The sequence below is a fragment of the Streptomyces sp. NPDC020681 genome (assembly GCF_044334895.1).
GTDB lineage: Bacteria > Actinomycetota > Actinomycetes > Streptomycetales > Streptomycetaceae > Streptomyces.
Genome location: NZ_JBIRTX010000002.1, coordinates 530,905 through 547,089, shown reverse-complemented (window position 1 = coordinate 547,089; position 16,185 = coordinate 530,905). Strand labels below are relative to the sequence as shown.

Genomic DNA, 16,185 nt, shown 5'->3' with positions numbered 1-16,185 from the left:
CGGTGACCTCTTCGCCGCCAGCACCGCAGCAGCCGCCAGAACCCCACGGCCATACGCACAGTCACGGACCCGCAGCACCCGTCTCCCGGCATCTCCGCAAGGTCATCGCCGCGGTGCTGATTCCGTTCGCCACCGCGGTCGTCGTGGGCCTTCTGGTCCTCTGGCCGGGCGGCACTCCCGCCCATGAACGCACCGGTGTCGGCTTCGACCGGCAGACCGAGGACGGAAGGGTGGTGCAGGTCGACAAGGTCAACTGCAAGGACGTGAACGCCGCGCAGGTGCCGCCGACCGGTGACACCTCCACGCCTGAGGGACGCGAGGCGGTCAACGCGCAGCAGGGCAGCTGCGCGAAGGCGACGGTCGAGGTCACTTCCGGCGCGAACAAAGGCCGCAAATTTACCGAGATCATCCAGCCCGATGCGCCCCGGCAGCTGAAGGACGGCCAGGGGGTCGTGGTCGCGTTCGCTCCCGACGCACCCCGCGACCTGCAGTACTCGGTGATCGATGTGAACCGCGGCTTCCCGATGATGGTGCTGGCGGCGATCTTCGCGATCACCGTGGTGCTCGTGGGTCGTATGCGTGGCGTGATGGCGCTGATCGCGCTGGCCGCCTCGTTCGCCGTGCTGACCATGTTCATCCTGCCCGCGATCCTGCAGGGCTCCAATCCGCTGATCGTCGCGGTGGTCGGAGCGAGCGCGATCATGTTGGTCTCGCTCTATCTGTGCCACGGGCTGACCGCACGTACTTCGGTCGCGGTCCTCGGCACCCTGGTCTCACTGCTGCTGATCGCGGTGCTCGGCTCGATCTTCCTCGGCTGGGCGAGCCTGACCGGCAACACCGACGACAACACCGGTCTGATTCACGGTCTGTTCCCCGGGATCGACATGAGCGGTCTGCTGCTCGCCGGGGTCATCATCGGCTCGCTCGGTGTACTCGACGATGTGACCGTGACCCAGACCTCGGCGGTCTGGGAGCTGCATCAGGCGGATCCCTCCATGGGGCCGCGCGGGCTGTACCGCGCCGGCATCCGGATCGGCCGGGACCACATCGCGTCCGTCGTCAACACGCTCGTACTGGCTTATGCGGGCGCGGCGTTGCCGCTGCTCCTGCTGTTCTCGATCGCGCAGAGCAGCGTGGGGACCGTGGCCAACAGCGAGCTGGTGGCGGAGGAGATCGTACGGACCCTGATCGGCTCGATCGGTCTGGTCGCCTCTGTGCCGGTGACCACGGGCCTGGCGGCGCTGGTGGTCTCCGCGGACCGGCCGCGCAACGAAGAGGCGGCACCGGGCGGATCAGGGGCCCGGAGCGGGCCGCTGGGGCGGGGTGGCTCGGGTCGCCGCCGCAAGAAGTAGCGGTGGCCTCAGAGCCGTGGTCCAAGGTGCCTCAACAGGCGTCCGAAGTCCTCAGCCGGCGTTCTCCTCGGCGAGGATGCGTCCGAGCGCCTTCTCGAGATTGCCCTCGAAGTCTCCGAACGTACGCTCCTGTCCCAGCGGCACCAGCCTGTCGGTGCGGTCGAGGAAAGCCACGATCGGCGCCCCGCCCACCTGGAACACCGCCCGGTCCCGGCCCACTTGGAGCCGGATGCGGAGGTCCCACTTCCCCTCGGGCCCGGTCGGTGTGATGTGCACATCGCCGTCCCCGCTCGGTCCGTGGATCCCGTCCAGCAGCAGTTCGCGGCCGAACGCCCAGGTCACCGGAGCGTCCCCGGGAAGGTGAAAGGTCATCCGCACCGCGTACGGATCCACCGGGTCGTACCGCAGCTCCACCGGGATTCGGAACGAGAGCTCCTCGGAGACAAGAAAACTCATCAGGACCTCGGCCTGGACCGACTCGCGCATCGTGTACCCCGCAGTGGATGAAGCAGTGATTGACGTCTTGGACGGAACGTGTTGTTGGACGGAAGCGTGCTCAAAACGGCCGGGAATGATCCTCTTGGCCCTCTTGACGTAATCGTGGTGTAAGTACTAGAGGTCCACAAGGAGTGATTTTTCAGATACTGATAGAGAACGCCAGGGAGCCGAGCAGTCCGCCAATTCCCTTGCGCAGCTGTTCAATCGCGGGCATCAATCGTCCCTGCTGGTGGAGTGGTAGAGAAATCGCCATCGTCGCGGCGCCGGATCCTGCGGTGATCGGAATAGCTGCACAGACCGTGCCGAGTGCATATTCCTGCCGTTCCACAACGGGTTGCATCCGTTCCGTCGAAGCGAGCCGTTCCAGTAGCGAACGCTTGTCCCGAACGGAATAGGGCGTGACCGCCTGAACGGGATGACGGTCCAGATGATCACGCCGCCCGGCCTCGTCGAGCTGGCTCAGCAGACACTGCCCGATCGCATGTGCATGACCGGTCTCACGGAAGTCCGCCCACTCCGCGACGGCGGGGGCGTAGGGGGTGTCGGCGACGGCGACGAGTTCGATCTCGCCCTCGTGGTAGAGCGCGAAGTAGACCGGGACGCCGATCGCGTCCCGCCAGTGCACCAGCGACTTCTCGAGCCTGCTGCGACGATTCTGCAGAGCGCCGCCGAGAGCGAGCCGGCCGACCGCCTCACCGAGGACGAACACCCCTTTCTCGCGGCGGAGATAGTCCTCGTGGGTCAGGGTGCGCAGCAGGTGGTACGCGGTGGGCAGAGGCAGCCCCGCTTCGCGCGCGAGCTGTTTCGCGGGGGCCCCGTCGGCGTGCGCCGCCACCGCGTCCAACAACTTCAGCGCCCGCTGGACCGACCCGATCAACGTAGGGGCAGCGGCATTCGTGGCCGTGGTCAAAGGTCACCCCCAGGCATGGTGACGGGCAGCGCGCCCGCCCGCGGGGGCCGCCCCCGCGCGCCCGCCGCACGAACCATCCAAGGGCCGAAGCTCCCAGGGGCCGGGGCGGGTTGCCAATGTAATGGGCGCCCGCCTGGCGGTACCTGGGGTTCGACAGGCATTCCCCCAGCCGGGCTAATACCCGGCCGAACAGCGGTTACCAGTCACTGCGTGAGTTCGACGAACCCGTGAACTTCCGTACGACAAAGACCAGTCCACCGACCAGGGCAACAAGAATAAGGATCTTGAAGAGCAGTCCGATCACGATGCCGACAAGGTTGGCAATCAACCCTCCGAACAGCAGAAGGGCGATGACGGGCACCGCGATCCACTTCACCCACCACGGCATCCCAGCGAATATCTCCCGCACAGCCATCGGCCTTTCTCCGTTTCCCTGATTCTCTGATTCTCTGAGTTCCTGCCCTCGATGCTAGGCGGGAGCAGGGGCGCGCGGGGGCCCGTGAGCCCTTGATCTCCCCTGATCGAACCCCTAGGGACCGGGCAGGGTCGGCGTCGGCTCCCAGGCGTAGACGTCAGCTCTCGAGGGACTCTCGGGAAGACGTCAGCTCTCGGGCGGCGAGAAGACCACCATCACCCGCAGGTCCTCCGTGATGTGGTGGAACTTGTGCGCCACCCCGGCCGGGACATAGACCACGCTGCCGCGTCCGACATGGGTCGTCTCCATGCCGACCGTGATCGCCGCGCGGCCGCTCACGACGAAGTAGACCTCGTCCTGGTTGTGCGGCTGCTGCGGATCCAGTGCGCCGGCGTCCAGCGCGTACAGGCCGACCGACATGTTCCGTTCGCGCAGGAACTGCAGATACGCGCCGTCGTTGGCGGCACGCTCCGCCTCCAGCTCGTCCAGTCGGAATGCCTTCATGTCCGCCCCTGCCATCGTTCCGATCACGTCTGCCACGATCAGACCATGAAGAATTTCGTAGTCAAGACGATCGCCAACGCCGCGGCTCTGCTCGTGGCCATCTGGCTGCTCTCGGACATCACCCTGACCGGCGACAGCACCGGCAAGAAGGCCTGGACCCTGGTCCTGGTGGCGCTGGTATTCGGCCTGGTCAACTTCCTCGTCAAGCCGATCGTGAAGCTGCTCACACTGCCGCTGTTCATCCTCACGCTCGGGCTGATCACCCTGGTCATCAACGCGCTGATGCTGCTGCTGACCTCCTGGCTGGCCGACCAGCTCGACCTGAACTTCCAAGTGGAGGGCTTCTGGACCGCCATACTCGGCGGCCTGATCATTTCGCTCGTCTCGTGGGCGATGAACATGGCCCTGCCCGACAACGACTGAGAGCCGCACGACCATGAGCGACAACATCTCCACGCCACGCGGGGCCGTGGGCGACGGCACCAGGGCGGTGCGGGCCGGGCTGCCGGAGGCGGTGAAGTACGAACCGACCCTGCCGGGCCCGGTCTTCGCCGCCCACTTCCATCTGCCGGGCGAGCCGACCGGGCCGTACACCTATGGGCGCGACTCCAACCCGACGTGGACGCATCTGGAACGGGCGATCGGCGAGTTGGAGGCGCCGGGGGAGCCGGTCGAGACGGTGACCTTCGCCTCGGGGATGGCGGCGATCTCCGCCGTGCTCTTCTCCCAGCTCAAGGCCGGCGACGCAGTCGTGCTGCCGGACGACGGCTACCAGGCGCTGCCGCTGCTGCGCGAACGGCTTGAGGCGTACGGAGTCGAGGTCAGGACCGCGCCGACAGGAGGCGATGCCCAGCTGTCGGTTCTGGAGGGTGCGCGGCTGCTGTGGATCGAGACGCCGTCCAATCCGGGCCTCGATGTGTGCGACGTACGGCGGCTGGCTGAGGCGGCGCGCGCCGCCGGCGCACTGGTGGCCGTCGACAACACGCTCGCGACCCCGCTCGGTCAGCGTCCGTTGCAGCTCGGCGCCGATTTCTCGGTGGCGAGCGACACCAAGGGGATGACGGGCCACGGCGACATCCTGCTCGGCCATGTGACCTGTCGTGACGCCGGCTTGGCGGCCGGTGTACGGGGCTGGCGCAAGGTCGTCGGGGCGATTCCGGGGCCCATGGAGGCCTGGCTGGCGCATCGTTCGCTGGCCACGCTGCAACTGCGGGCCGAGCGGCAGTGCGCGAACGCGCTGGCGCTCGCGGAGGCCCTGGGCGGGCGCGGCGAGGTGAGCGCACTTCGCTATCCGGGCCTGCCGACGGACCCTTCGTACAAGATCGCCTCGCAGCAGATGCGGCGTTTCGGCTCCGTGGTCTCGTTCGTACTGCCCGACCGCGGGCACGCCGAACGGTTCCTGGAGGCGCTGCGGCTGGTGGACGACGCGACGAGCTTCGGCGGGGTGCGGTCGTCCGCGGAGCGGCGGGGCCGCTGGGGCGGCGATGCGGTGCCGGAGGGCTTCATCCGGTTCTCGGCGGGTGCGGAGGACGCGGACGATCTGGTGGCCGACGTGCTGCGGGCGCTGGACGAGGCGGCGGAGGGGGCGGAGGGGTAGCGGAGCTGGGCGGCCCGAGCCTCCCCCCTCATGGCTCGGACCGCCCCGGTTCTCCCCCTCAAGAACCGTGCTAACAAGGCTAGTTGACTCTGTGTCAGTGTCCAATCACAGTAGCGACAGCGACCTATCGACTTATTTATAGTTGTCCGGTCCGCGAGCATCGTCGGCCGGGAGGGGCATGGCATGGATCTGGCCCTGCTGCGCACGTTCGTCACGGTGCACCGGGCCGGCTCCTTCACCCGCGCCGCGGCGCTCCTGGGCCTCTCGCAGCCCGCTGTGACCGGGCAGATCCGCACCCTGGAACGGCAGTTGGGCCGTCCGCTCTTCCTCCGCCAGGCCCGCGGTGTCACACCGACGACCATCGGCGACGAACTCGCGCACCGGGCCGCCCCGCATTTGGACGCCCTGGTGGAGATCGCCGAGACCGGCCTCGACGAGGAGTCGGGCGTACGGACCCTGCATCTCGCCGGCCCCCCGGAGTTCACCTCGCTGCGCGCCCTGCCCGCGCTCACTCCGCTCACCTCCCAGGGGCTGGCGCTGCGGGCGTCCTTCGGAACCACCGAGGAGACGCTGGAAGGGCTGGCCGCCGGCCACCACGATCTGGCCATCACCACGGCACGGCCGCGCGGTGGGCTGCTCACCTCGACTCCGCTGTGCGACGAGGAGCACGTGCTGATAGCGGCGCCGCGCTGGGCGGCCCGGCTGGGTCCCGACGTGCTGCGCGGCGGGCAGCTGGTGCTGGAGCAGTTGCCCGTGGTGGAGGTGCACGAGTCCCTGCCGCTGGTCTCCCGCTACTGGTCCGCCGTCTTCGACACCCGGCCGGCCGCCGCGGGCGCCGTCATCGCACCGGATCTGCGGGCCGTCCTGGCGGCCGCCGCCTCGGGCGCGGGCCTCGCCGTCCTGCCGCGCTATCTGTGCGAGGAGGCCCTTCAGGCCGGGCGGGTGGTGGCCTTGCTGGATCCTCCGGTGCCGCCGCTGCGCACCTACTTCCTCGTCGTACGCACCGGCACGCTCGCACTCCCGCACATCGCGCGGGCGCACGAGTGGCTGCTGCGCGCTGCCGTCGGCTGGTGAACGCCCCGCGCTCAGGAGTTTCAGAACGTGCCGAGCGGGCCATTTTCTAGCCATGACCGAACGGCCAGTGGTCAAGCGCACCGCACGCGCCATCCTGCTCGACGGCGACGATCTTGTCCTGATCAAGCGCACCAAGCCCGGCGTGGATCCGTACTGGCTGACGCCCGGCGGCGGGGTCGAGCCGGAGGACGCCACCGTCGTCGACGCACTCCACCGGGAGGTGGACGAGGAGCTCGGCGCGAAGATCACCGATGTGGTGCCGTGCTTCGTCGACACCGTCGAACACATCGCGGACGGCGGTGTGACGGGGGTGAAAGTGCAGCACTTCTTCGTCTGCAGGCTGGAGTCCATGGACCCCTCGCGACGGCACGGCCCGGAGATCGACGATCCCTGCGGCGAGTACGAGATCGTGCGGGTGCCCTTCAGCCGGGTGGGCATCGCGGCGGTCCATCTCGTACCGCTGTCGCTGCGGCACTATCTGGACGGCAACATCGAGGGCGTACGGGCGATGCACGCCCCTGACCTGGGCTGATACTGGCGACTGCGACCTAGTCGCCAGCGGCCACGAGCTCCTCCAGGGAGTCGTGACGTATCCGCTCGGACGGTATGCCGATGCCCCGCAGTGCGTGGACGCCGCTGCGGATCATGCCCGGCGGGCCGGAGAGATAGGCGTCGTACTCGTACCAGGGGCCGAATTCCCGCACGGCGTCCGGGAAGTGCGCCCGGTCGTCCACCACAGGGCGGACCGACAGCCAGTGGTGCGTCTGCTGGAGCCGCAGCATGGTGTCGATGTCGTACAGGTCGAAGTCGGTGCGCGCCCCGTAGAAGACCTCCACCGGCCGTCGCTTGCCGTGCTCGGCGACATCCTCGACCAGCGCCTTGATGGGCGCTATGCCGGTGCCGCCGCCCAGACAGAGCAGGCCGTTGTCGGTGGTGTGGTCGACGGTCATCGAACCGGCGGGCGGTCCGAGGCGAAGTACGTCGCCGGGGCGTGCGTGGTGGACCAGGGCATTGGAGACCCAGCCGGCCGACACCGCCTTGACGTGGAAGGAGAGCAGGCCGTCGGAGCGGGGAGCGCCGGCGAAGGAGTAGTGCCGCCATATCCGCGGCCACCAGGGTGTCTCCAGGCTGGTGTACTGCCCGGCCAGGAAGGGGTACGGCTGGTCGGGGCGGACCGTGATGATCGCTATCTCCGGGGTCCGGAGGTCGTGCGAGACCAGTTCTGCATGCCACCAGGCAGGCGCGTGCCGCTCGTTCTCGGCGGCAGCGTCGATCATGATCTGGGAGATCGTGGTGTACGTACGCACCCAGGCGGCCTCGGTCTCCTCGTCCCAGGTCGTCGTCGCGTACCGGGTCAGGGCGCCGATCAGCGCCTCGCCGACGGCCGGGTAGTGCGCGGGCTGAGTGCCGTACTTGCGGTGGCCGCGGCCCAGATTCCTCAGGTAGTCGGTGAGGACGGCAGCGTTGTCCATGTGCTCGGCGGCGGTGAGCAGTGCCTTGAGGAGCCGGTCGCGCTGGGCGTCCATGGCGGCGGGAAAGAGACCGCGCAGTTCCGGGTGGCGGACGAAGAGCAGTGCGTAGAAGTACGAGGTGACCTTGTCCGCGACGGGTGCCACCTCCGCCATGGTGCGGCGGATGAGGATGGCGTCGGGAGACGCGTTGTCGGCGGGGGCCGCGGGGGCTGCGGGGGCGCTGTGCCCGGCGTTCCCGTCGTGCGGCTGGTGGCCGGCCGGCGTCTCGCCGGGCTGGGCACCACCATGGATCTCGGCTACCTGGTGGGGCTCTTCGGCTTCGCGGCGCAGAGGCTGAGGTACGGAGGACCGGTGAGTCTCGTCCACAGGCGCGGTGGGCGCCGGAGCGTTGCTTCTCGGGGCCTGGGGGGCGGTGGAAGGGGACGGCGGGGCCATACGTGAGGCGCCGGAGCCCACCGGGCGTATGGAGGCCACAGGCCGCCTCTGGGGAACCACGCGCTCCTGCCCCGCGCTCTCAGGGGAAGGGCCCTCAGCTGGGGGCGCCTGGCCCTGGACGGGCTGTTTGCGAGGGGTGAACCATCCACCCTTGTCGTTGTCGCCTGAAGTGCCGTTGTCGGCCGACGTGGTGGTCGGAGCGTCCATTGTGTGCCTCGCCTCGAACATCTCTCGGTCGGTCTCCGCACTTCCGCCACCACGGAACGTGCCTCAAATCCCCGCTATGCCACAGGACTAGCTACCGGCCCACACTAACCATCGCCACCGGGTGCATCAGGAGAAGTAAGCCCGGAATGTGACATTGCCCGCAGCGCCCGTGTCGCAGCATGCCAGGCGGCGCCCTGGCATAGGCCAAAGAGCGGAAAGTCCGGGTGCCCGAACCCGCTTTCCCGTTACGCTCGAGTGCGCCCATGCCCATCTGCCGGCCCCACGGACCGTCCGCGAGTTCCTCAGCTACCGGCCGAATCGCACCAGTTCATAGGCCTCGCGCAGATCGCCCCCCGCATAGACATGTGTGGCCAGGCCGGACAAATGGTGGTCAGCGTTCACCGCCACCGTGGTGGGCACCGACGCGAAAATCTCTGCGTCGGACATGGAATCACCGTATGCAACACATGTGTCCAGGCCCACCCCGAACTCTGCACAGAGCCGGTTCGCGATCTTCACCTTCGCAGCGGCGCTGAGAATGCCTGCCGGATCCACAGGCTGTGTGAAGGGCACATCGGGAAAGCGGGATCCATGGGCCGCATGCGCTCCCCAGTCCAGCAGCCGCTCCACAAAGAACGAGGGCGAGAGGGAGATGACCGCGCAGTAGTCACCGCCTTCACGGATCTCGCGCCACACCTCCCTGATGCCCTCGAGCCAGGGCGCCGCCTCAAAGGCGGCCGCCACATGCGCCTCGGTGAGATCGGACCAGAGCGCGTGCACACGGACCGCGTACTCCGGCGGGCCGATCCTGCGAGCGATGAAGTCACGCTCCAGTTCGCCGATCTCCTCCAGCAGCCCGAGCTGCCGGGATATCTCCACCGGAGCCGCCGATCCGCGGATGAGCGTGCCGTCCAGATCGAAGAGATGGAGTCTGCGAGGGCTCTCGGGGTGCGCCATGTACGCCGAGGTTAGTACCCGCGATTACTCCCGCTGTCAGACGTCATACGACTCCCCGCCCGGCACCGTGTTTCACGTGAAACCACTCAAGCGTCCCGCTCGCCGGGCCATCCTCGTCGTCCATGTCTCCGCAGCCGCCGGCTGGCTCGGGCTCACGCTCGGCCTGCTCGCGCTTGCCCTCACCGCAGCAACCACGGACTCCGGCCCCATGATCGAGGCCGCCGTCCGCTCGATGAAGATCTTCACCGACTGGCTGGTGATTCCCATCGCGGTCCTGACCCTGGTCAGCGGTCTCGTTCTGTCGCTCGGCACCAAGTGGGGCCTCGCCAGGCACCGCTGGGTCTACACAAAGTTCTGGCTGACCCTGATCACCATCACCGCCTCGCTCTTCGCGCTGCGCCCGGGTGTCAAGGAAGCCGTCGAGACCGTCTCGTCGGGCAGCCCACTGGCCAGTCCGCTCGACCTCGCGATGGGTCCGATCGTCTCTCTCAGCGCGTATCTGTTCATGACGGCCATCTCGGTCCTGAAGCCTTGGGGTCTGACCCGCCGCGGACGACGGATGCGCACCCCGCAAGCCCCTGAGACCACTTCCCGGAAAGCACTGGACGAGCGATCACTGCGTCCGACAGCCTGATCCTCATGCCGACACCGCTGGCCGAGCTGCCCATCCGCCGTCTCACCACGGACGACCTCATTTCCTGCGCCGACCTCTCAGAGGACCGCGGATGGCCTCGCGAGGAGCACAAATGGGGCCTGCTGCTCACGGCGGGGACGGGATACGGCATCGACGATCCGTCGGGCAAGGGGCTGGTGTCGGCCTGCGTGGTGACCTCGTACGGACGCGGACTTGCCGCCATCGGAATGGTGCTGGTCGCCGAGCGATACGCCCGGCAGGGCGTCGGCCGCCGGATGATGACGTACCTGCAGCAGCAGGCCGGAGACACCCCGCTCACCCTGCATGCCACCCCGTACGGACAGCCTCTCTACGAGGAGCTGGGCTTCACCACCATCGGGCGCGCCGAGATGGTCCGCGGCCACTTCCGGGCCTCGGAGCCGACCTCGGAGCGCACCTCGGACCGGGCCACCGCTCCTACCGTGGCCACCCGGCCGGCGACCGCGGAGGATCTGTCCGCGATCGTGCGCCTGGACACCGAGGTGTTCGGCCTGGACCGCACCCACATGATCACGCGGCTGCCCGCCTTCGCGGACCACCTACGGGTGGCGGAGGACAACGGCGCACTGACCGGGTACGCGGCAGCCTGGCCGAACATGGAGACCCATGTCATCGGGCCGCTGATCGCCCGGGACGCCGAGACCGCGAAGGCGCTGATCGCCTCGCTCGCCGCCGCCACCGACCGGCCGTTCCGCACGGACATCGACGTACGTCATGAGGAATTGCTGACCTGGGTGAAGGAGCACGGCCTGGAGACCGTCGCGTTCAACGCGGTCATGACCTGTGCCATCGATGACCTGCCCGGTGACTGGACCCGCCGCTTCGCTCCGCTCTCGGTCGCGGCGGGCTAGCCGGCGCGGCCCAGAGGGCTGGACAGCAATTCAGATCACAGGTAATTGCAAACGCGGGATATTGCGCGCGTCGTCTATCCTGGTGAGAGCCGCTCGGACCGGAGGAGGAAACAGATGACCGCGACCGATCCCGCACTCACCGCGCTCGCCCAGAGCTGGTGCGCGCTGTCCCTGCTCCACGGCAAGATCGAATCCCATATCGAGCGCGCCCTCGAGAGCAAGCACAGCCTGAGCACACGTGAGTACTCCCTGCTGGACGTCCTGAGCCGCCAGCACAGCGGCCCCGGCGGGCATCTCCAGATGAAGCAGGTGGCCGACGCGGTTGTTCTCAGCCAGAGCGCCACGACCCGCCTTGTCACCCGGCTCGAAGACCGCGGCCTGCTGACCCGCTATCTCTGCGACACCGACCGCCGTGGCATCTACACCGATGTGACCGAGGCCGGCCTGGCTCTGCTCACCGAGGCCCGGCCGACCAATGACGCGGCACTCCGCGAGGCCCTCGACGAGGCCGCCAAGAACCCCGAGCTCGCTCCCCTGGTCCGGACCGTCGAGGAACTGCGGGTCCCCGCGTAGTCTGCGGATCATGAGCGATCTGGAAATACGTCCCGCGGCGCTCGAGGACATCCCGGCGATAGTGGCGATGCTCGCCGACGACCAGTTGGGCGCTCAGCGCGAGTCGCCGGACGACCTCACCCCGTACGCCGCGGCCTTGGAACTGCTGGCCCAGGACCCGAACCAGTACCAGGCCGTCGCCGTACGCGCGGACCGCGTCGTCGGCACACTCCAGCTCACGATCATCCATGGGCTGTCCCGGCGCGGGAGCACCCGCTCGATCATCGAAGGCGTACGCATCCACGCCGACGAGCGCGGCAGTGGACTCGGCACCCGGCTCATCGAGTGGGCCATCGACGAATCCCGCCGCCGGGACTGCCAGTTGGTGCAGCTGACCTCGGACGCCTCCCGCACGGACGCCCGCCGCTTCTACGAACGGCTGGGCTTCACGCCGTCCCACATCGGGTTCAAGCTGCAGCTCTGACCCCGGTCACCCGATCTACCACTCCGGCCCCGCGCTCTGAATCTGCCGCTCTGACCGAGGAGTTCGCGTGCACCTGATCAGCGACGAGCAGCGCCGCATCCGCCTCGGCCGACGTCATCTGCTGGCTCCATCCGTGCGGGCGGACGATCCGGTGGCGGTCGCGGACGCGGTGCTCGCGCTGCATGCCACTGATGCCGCGACCGTGTTCCTCTCCGTCTGCGCACGCCTCGCCGAACCGAGTGTGCAGGCCGTGGAGCGGTCCTTGTACGAGGACGTGGCGCTGGTCCGCCTTCTCTCCATGCGGAACACACTCTTCGCCGTCTCCACCGAACTCGCCCCTTACGTCGACGCCTCCACCGCTCGCGCCATCGCCGCGAAGGAGCGCAGAACACTGCTCAGCCATCTCGCGGAGGACGCGAACGGCCTGGATGAGCGCTGGCTTGCCGACACCGAGGCGTCGGTGCTGGCCGCACTCGCCGAGCGGGGCCCGGCGACGGGCAGCCAGCTCTCCGCCGATGTCCCGGCACTGAAGACGAAGATCACCGTCTTCCCCGGCAAGAAGTGGGAGACGGTGCAGGGCGTCGCAACGCGCGTGATCCGGGTGCTCGCCGCCGACTGCCGCATCCGACGGGACCGGCCACGCGGCTCCTGGACCTCCAGCCAGTTCCGCTGGACGGCAAGCGACCCATGGCCGGCGCGGCCCGCCGCCGAGGGCCGGGCCGAACTGGCCCGCCGCTGGCTTCTCTCGTACGGCCCCGCTACGGAGGCCGACCTCAAGTGGTGGACGGGCTGGACTCTCGGCGACGTACGCAAGGCGCTGGCCGCTGTCGGCGCGGAAGAGGTCCGTCTCGATGAAGGCACTGGATTTGTGGCGCCCGGTGACGCCGCGCCCGAGCCGCCCGTCGAGCCCTGGGCCGCGCTGCTCCCCGCGCTCGACCCGAGTGCCATGGCCTGGGCCGACCGCGGCTTCCACCTCACCGCCGACCACCGCTCGTCACTCTTCGACCGGTCGGGCAATATCGGCCCGACCGTTTGGTGGAACGGGCAGATAGTCGGCGGCTGGGCACAGCGGCCCGACGGTGAGATCGCCTGGCGGCTGCTGACCGATCCTGGCCGTGAGGCCTCCGCTGCTGTCGAAGCGGAGGCCGCACGGCTTTCGAACTGGGTCGGCGAGGCTCGGATCACTCCTCGCTTCCGTACTCCGCTGGAACGCGAGTTGACGGCGTAGGCGTTGCTCAGCGGCGTCCATGCGCTCGTTTCACGTGAAACATCGCGCCGATTTCACAGCCGGAGGCCGCGCCAGCCCTCCTTGTCGACACCGCCGGGAACCGCTTCTCCCGGCTCATAGGGCTCCCTCGTGAAGACGAACGACCCGAGATCGAGGCTCACCGAGCCGTCCGCGCCCCGCACCACGCGCAGCGTCTCTCCCGCGTAGTAGCCGTCCAGTCCGGTCCAGGTCCCGTCCTCCTCCGCCACAAAGCGCGAACCCCGGCCGTCGCCGTTGAGAGGCCCCAGCTCCAGACCGCGCTCGGCCACAAGGCGCAGGGCATACGAGTAAGTCCCCCAGTACCAGGGCCCGGTCAGCTCCAGAAGCTCCCGGTCGACCTCGGGCAGCGGCCGCCAGGGCTCCGGGATGCGCGGCTCCGCCTCGGCCACGAGCCGTACGAGATCGGTGGCGACCGCTCCAGTAAGAGGCCCAGAGGTGGCATTGGCGAGCGCAACCGCGGCAATGCCGTCGTCCACGCTCAGCCAGAGTCCCGCGACAAAGCCGGGCAGGGAGCCCCCGTGGCCCACCAGCGTGCGGCCGTCCCTCCGGATGATCTGCAGCCCCAGGCCGTAGGCGCTGTCCCACTCGCCGGCCTCCGGAGGCACGGACGGCGTCCTCATCTCGCGCACCGACGACGCGCTCAGCACCCGCTCGTCGCCGTCGGCGAGGAAGACGGCGAAGCGGCAGAGGTCGGTGACCGTCGACCAGAGCTGACCGGCCGGAGCCATCAGACCGAGATCCTCCGACGGTTCCGGCAACAGCACATCGGCCCAGGGGTGCACCGCCCAACCGCCGGCAGCCGGAGCCTGCGGCTGAGGGCTCGTACGGTCCATGGACAGAGGCTCCAGGATCTCGCGCCGCAGCACGTCCTCCCAGGACGCTCCACGTACCGCCTCGATCAGCGAACCGAGCAGTGTGTAGCCGGGGTTGGAGTAGTGAAATCGGCGACCGGTGGGATGCATACGCGTCTGGTCACCGAGCACGTCGGCAAGGCCCGGACGCAGCGATCCAGGCGTCCGCTCCCACCACGGTGCCGGAGCCTCGGCGCTCAAACCGGCGCTGTGGGCGAGGAGTTGAGCGATGGTCACATCCCCCACGCCCGTCCCCGGAAGGTGGTTCTCCAACGCGTCGTTGAGATCGAGCAGCCCCTCGTCACGCAGCCGAAGCACCAGGACGGCAGTGAACGTCTTGGTGATGGAGCCGATGCGGTACTGGGTGTCGGCGTCCGGCGCATGTCCGTCGACCGAGGTACGCGAGCCCGTCCAGACAACTCGCCCGTCACGGGCCACTCCTGCGGCGAAGGACGGGGCACGGCCCTCCGACTGGGCGACGGCGATGCGGTGCAGCAGCGTCCGCTGAGTGGCGGGGAGAAGCTCTTCAAAGAGTGAGGTCATGAGGCAGGTCTATCGGCGAGGCCGCACCGAGTCGACTGCATTGCACGGCATTACGCGGCGCGCGGAAGGACCGGGCTCCCGCGACGGCCGGGATTGGCTCGCGGATACCAAGGTCTCGGCGCCGTAGACCATAGGCCGACGGCCGTGCGTCCCACCGCTGACAAGACTGGAACCGCGTCGCCGAACGATGGGTTCGCGACCGATGGACGGACAACTGGGGAGGCAGAGTGCATCGCAAGGGCATTAGTCGAGCGCGGTTTCTGGCTGGAGCGGCGGCCGCCGGAGTCGCGGGAGCGGCAGGGCCGTTACTGACGACGGGCCGGGCCGAGGCCGCCGTGACGGCGACGGGGGCCCGGCACCGGCGCGGCCTGACGTACCGGGGCGTCTGCTACGAGGTCGGAGAGGGCGAGACGCCGGCGACGGGCTGGAACGCCGCCAGGATGCGCGAAGACATCCGGGTGATCAAGGAGGAGCTGCACGCCGGCTCGATATCCGTCTTCGGCGACGGCATCGACCGGCTCTCGGCCACATCGACGGAAGCGGCGGAGCACGGACTGCACGTCTGGCTCCAACCGCGCCTGGGCGACGTCCCGGAACGGGAGATCCTCGACCACCTGGCGGAGACCGGCAGGCACGCCGAACGGCTGCGGCGGCATGGGGCCGAGGTCCATCTCAGCGTCGGCTGCGAGTTCGTGCTGTTCGTACCGGGCATCGTGCCCGGCGAAGACGTCCTGGAGCGGATCGAGAACCTGCTCAACGGCACATTCGACCCCGAGCAGATGATGCGGCGGCTGCGCAGCTTCATCGCGCGTGCGGCGGCGGTCGGCAGGTCCGTCTTCCGCGGCAGGCTGACCTATGGCGCGGCACAGGACGACGACGTGGACTGGGGACTGTTCGACATCGTCAGCGTCAACTACTACTCGTACTTCCCCCGGCGGGCCGACTACGTACGGGAGCTCACGCCGTATCGGCGCTGGGGAAAGCCGGTTGTGATCTCCGAGTTCGGGTCATGCACCTACGTAGGCGCTCCCGAGCAGGGCGGCATGGGCTGGAACGTCGTCGACTACGACAAGAAGCCGGAAGAAATCATCGGCGACCTGGTCCGCAGCGAGCGCACCCAGGCCGCCTACCTCACCGACGTGCTGGACGTCTACGAGTCGATGGGACTGTACGCGGCGATGGTGTACAACTTCGTCAGCCCGGACGCCCCGCACCGGCCCGAGCCGCGCTTCGACCTCGACATGGCGAGCTACAGCATCACGAAAACAATCAAGAAAGACCCCGGGGACCCCTCGTCCACCTGGCACTGGGAGCCGAAGGATTCGTTCCATGCGCTGGCCCGCCACTACCGCCGGGCGGGGTGCTGACCGGCGCGCATCCCGAGCCGGACCGGAGCCGTGTAGGTTCTCGCGCTTCGCTGTATAGGCCGAGGCTGTGACCTGCGACTTCTTGCGGTGTCTCACGCTGCTTCATCTGCGGTTGTCTCGGCTCTCGGTGCATCCCCGCCAGGTTTACTGAGGCCGCTCCGGACGGGCAGATCGCT

The 16,185-nt window shown here is 68.5% G+C and carries 18 protein-coding genes; 11 read left to right on the top strand and 7 right to left on the bottom strand.

Going from position 1 to position 16,185, the window contains the following annotated elements; all coding sequences use genetic code 11:
- Positions 1-2: 2 nt before the first annotated feature.
- Complete coding sequence (locus tag ACH4YL_RS06105) at positions 3-1,352, top strand: YibE/F family protein (protein WP_398505288.1); 1,350 nt, start codon at positions 3-5, stop codon at positions 1,350-1,352.
- A gap of 51 nt (positions 1,353-1,403) precedes the next feature.
- On the opposite strand, the gene ACH4YL_RS06100 is transcribed toward ACH4YL_RS06105, so the two are convergent.
- The 4 genes from ACH4YL_RS06100 to ACH4YL_RS06085 form a co-directional block, all read right to left on the bottom strand.
- Positions 1,404-1,838, bottom strand: coding sequence for an SsgA family sporulation/cell division regulator (locus tag ACH4YL_RS06100; protein ID WP_398505286.1), 435 nt, complete (start codon positions 1,836-1,838; stop codon positions 1,404-1,406).
- A gap of 151 nt (positions 1,839-1,989) precedes the next feature.
- Positions 1,990-2,760: an IclR family transcriptional regulator gene (locus tag ACH4YL_RS06095; protein WP_398505284.1), complete on the bottom strand. Its 771-nt coding sequence runs from the start codon at positions 2,758-2,760 to the stop codon at positions 1,990-1,992.
- 196 nt (positions 2,761-2,956) lie between these two features.
- On the bottom strand, positions 2,957-3,169 hold the full coding sequence (locus ACH4YL_RS06090; RefSeq protein ID WP_398505617.1) for a DUF5326 family protein: 213 nt from the start codon (positions 3,167-3,169) through the stop codon (positions 2,957-2,959).
- A 192-nt stretch (positions 3,170-3,361) separates the two neighbouring features.
- On the bottom strand, positions 3,362-3,679 hold the full coding sequence (locus ACH4YL_RS06085; RefSeq protein ID WP_398505615.1) for a cupin domain-containing protein: 318 nt from the start codon (positions 3,677-3,679) through the stop codon (positions 3,362-3,364).
- 45 nt (positions 3,680-3,724) lie between these two features.
- Between ACH4YL_RS06085 and ACH4YL_RS06080 the strand changes: the two genes are divergently transcribed.
- The 4 genes from ACH4YL_RS06080 to ACH4YL_RS06065 all read left to right on the top strand — a co-directional run bounded on the left by ACH4YL_RS06080 (position 3,725) and on the right by ACH4YL_RS06065 (position 6,882).
- The gene (locus ACH4YL_RS06080; RefSeq protein ID WP_398505282.1) at positions 3,725-4,102 is read left to right on the top strand and encodes a phage holin family protein; all 378 of its coding nucleotides are present in this window, start codon (positions 3,725-3,727) and stop codon (positions 4,100-4,102) included.
- 13 nt (positions 4,103-4,115) lie between these two features.
- Positions 4,116-5,276 (top strand): cystathionine gamma-lyase, encoded by a 1,161-nt coding sequence (locus tag ACH4YL_RS06075; RefSeq protein ID WP_398505280.1) that lies wholly within the window; start codon positions 4,116-4,118, stop codon positions 5,274-5,276.
- A 183-nt stretch (positions 5,277-5,459) separates the two neighbouring features.
- Positions 5,460-6,350 carry a LysR family transcriptional regulator gene (locus tag ACH4YL_RS06070; protein ID WP_398505278.1) on the top strand — a complete coding sequence of 297 codons (891 nt, stop codon included), beginning with the start codon at positions 5,460-5,462 and terminating at the stop codon, positions 6,348-6,350.
- 52 nt (positions 6,351-6,402) lie between these two features.
- Complete coding sequence (locus ACH4YL_RS06065; protein ID WP_398505276.1) at positions 6,403-6,882, top strand: NUDIX domain-containing protein; 480 nt, start codon at positions 6,403-6,405, stop codon at positions 6,880-6,882.
- A 16-nt stretch (positions 6,883-6,898) separates the two neighbouring features.
- Here ACH4YL_RS06065 and ACH4YL_RS06060 read toward each other — a convergent pair whose 3' ends face one another.
- The gene (locus ACH4YL_RS06060; RefSeq protein WP_398505274.1) at positions 6,899-8,485 is read right to left on the bottom strand and encodes a globin domain-containing protein; all 1,587 of its coding nucleotides are present in this window, start codon (positions 8,483-8,485) and stop codon (positions 6,899-6,901) included.
- A gap of 285 nt (positions 8,486-8,770) precedes the next feature.
- Positions 8,771-9,421, bottom strand: coding sequence for an HAD family hydrolase (locus tag ACH4YL_RS06055; RefSeq protein ID WP_398505272.1), 651 nt, complete (start codon positions 9,419-9,421; stop codon positions 8,771-8,773).
- Positions 9,422-9,497: 76 nt separating this feature from the next.
- Between ACH4YL_RS06055 and ACH4YL_RS06050 the strand changes: the two genes are divergently transcribed.
- From ACH4YL_RS06050 to ACH4YL_RS06030, 5 genes are all read left to right on the top strand, one after another.
- A complete protein-coding gene (locus ACH4YL_RS06050; protein WP_398505270.1) occupies positions 9,498-10,055 on the top strand; it encodes a DUF2269 domain-containing protein in 558 nt (185 codons plus the stop codon).
- A 5-nt stretch (positions 10,056-10,060) separates the two neighbouring features.
- Positions 10,061-10,945 (top strand): GNAT family N-acetyltransferase, encoded by an 885-nt coding sequence (locus ACH4YL_RS06045; protein WP_398505268.1) that lies wholly within the window; start codon positions 10,061-10,063, stop codon positions 10,943-10,945.
- 114 nt (positions 10,946-11,059) lie between these two features.
- The gene (locus tag ACH4YL_RS06040) at positions 11,060-11,518 is read left to right on the top strand and encodes a MarR family winged helix-turn-helix transcriptional regulator (protein WP_398505266.1); all 459 of its coding nucleotides are present in this window, start codon (positions 11,060-11,062) and stop codon (positions 11,516-11,518) included.
- A 10-nt stretch (positions 11,519-11,528) separates the two neighbouring features.
- Positions 11,529-11,981, top strand: coding sequence for a GNAT family N-acetyltransferase (locus tag ACH4YL_RS06035; RefSeq protein WP_398505264.1), 453 nt, complete (start codon positions 11,529-11,531; stop codon positions 11,979-11,981).
- Between the two features lie 67 nt (positions 11,982-12,048).
- On the top strand, positions 12,049-13,209 hold the full coding sequence (locus ACH4YL_RS06030) for a winged helix DNA-binding domain-containing protein (protein WP_398505262.1): 1,161 nt from the start codon (positions 12,049-12,051) through the stop codon (positions 13,207-13,209).
- Positions 13,210-13,262: 53 nt separating this feature from the next.
- On the opposite strand, the gene ACH4YL_RS06025 is transcribed toward ACH4YL_RS06030, so the two are convergent.
- Entirely contained in the window at positions 13,263-14,642 is a 1,380-nt protein-coding gene (locus ACH4YL_RS06025; RefSeq protein WP_398505260.1) for a serine hydrolase domain-containing protein, read from the bottom strand.
- Positions 14,643-14,869: 227 nt separating this feature from the next.
- Between ACH4YL_RS06025 and ACH4YL_RS06020 the strand changes: the two genes are divergently transcribed.
- Complete coding sequence (locus tag ACH4YL_RS06020; RefSeq protein WP_398505258.1) at positions 14,870-16,009, top strand: abortive phage infection protein; 1,140 nt, start codon at positions 14,870-14,872, stop codon at positions 16,007-16,009.
- Positions 16,010-16,185: the final 176 nt, after the last annotated feature.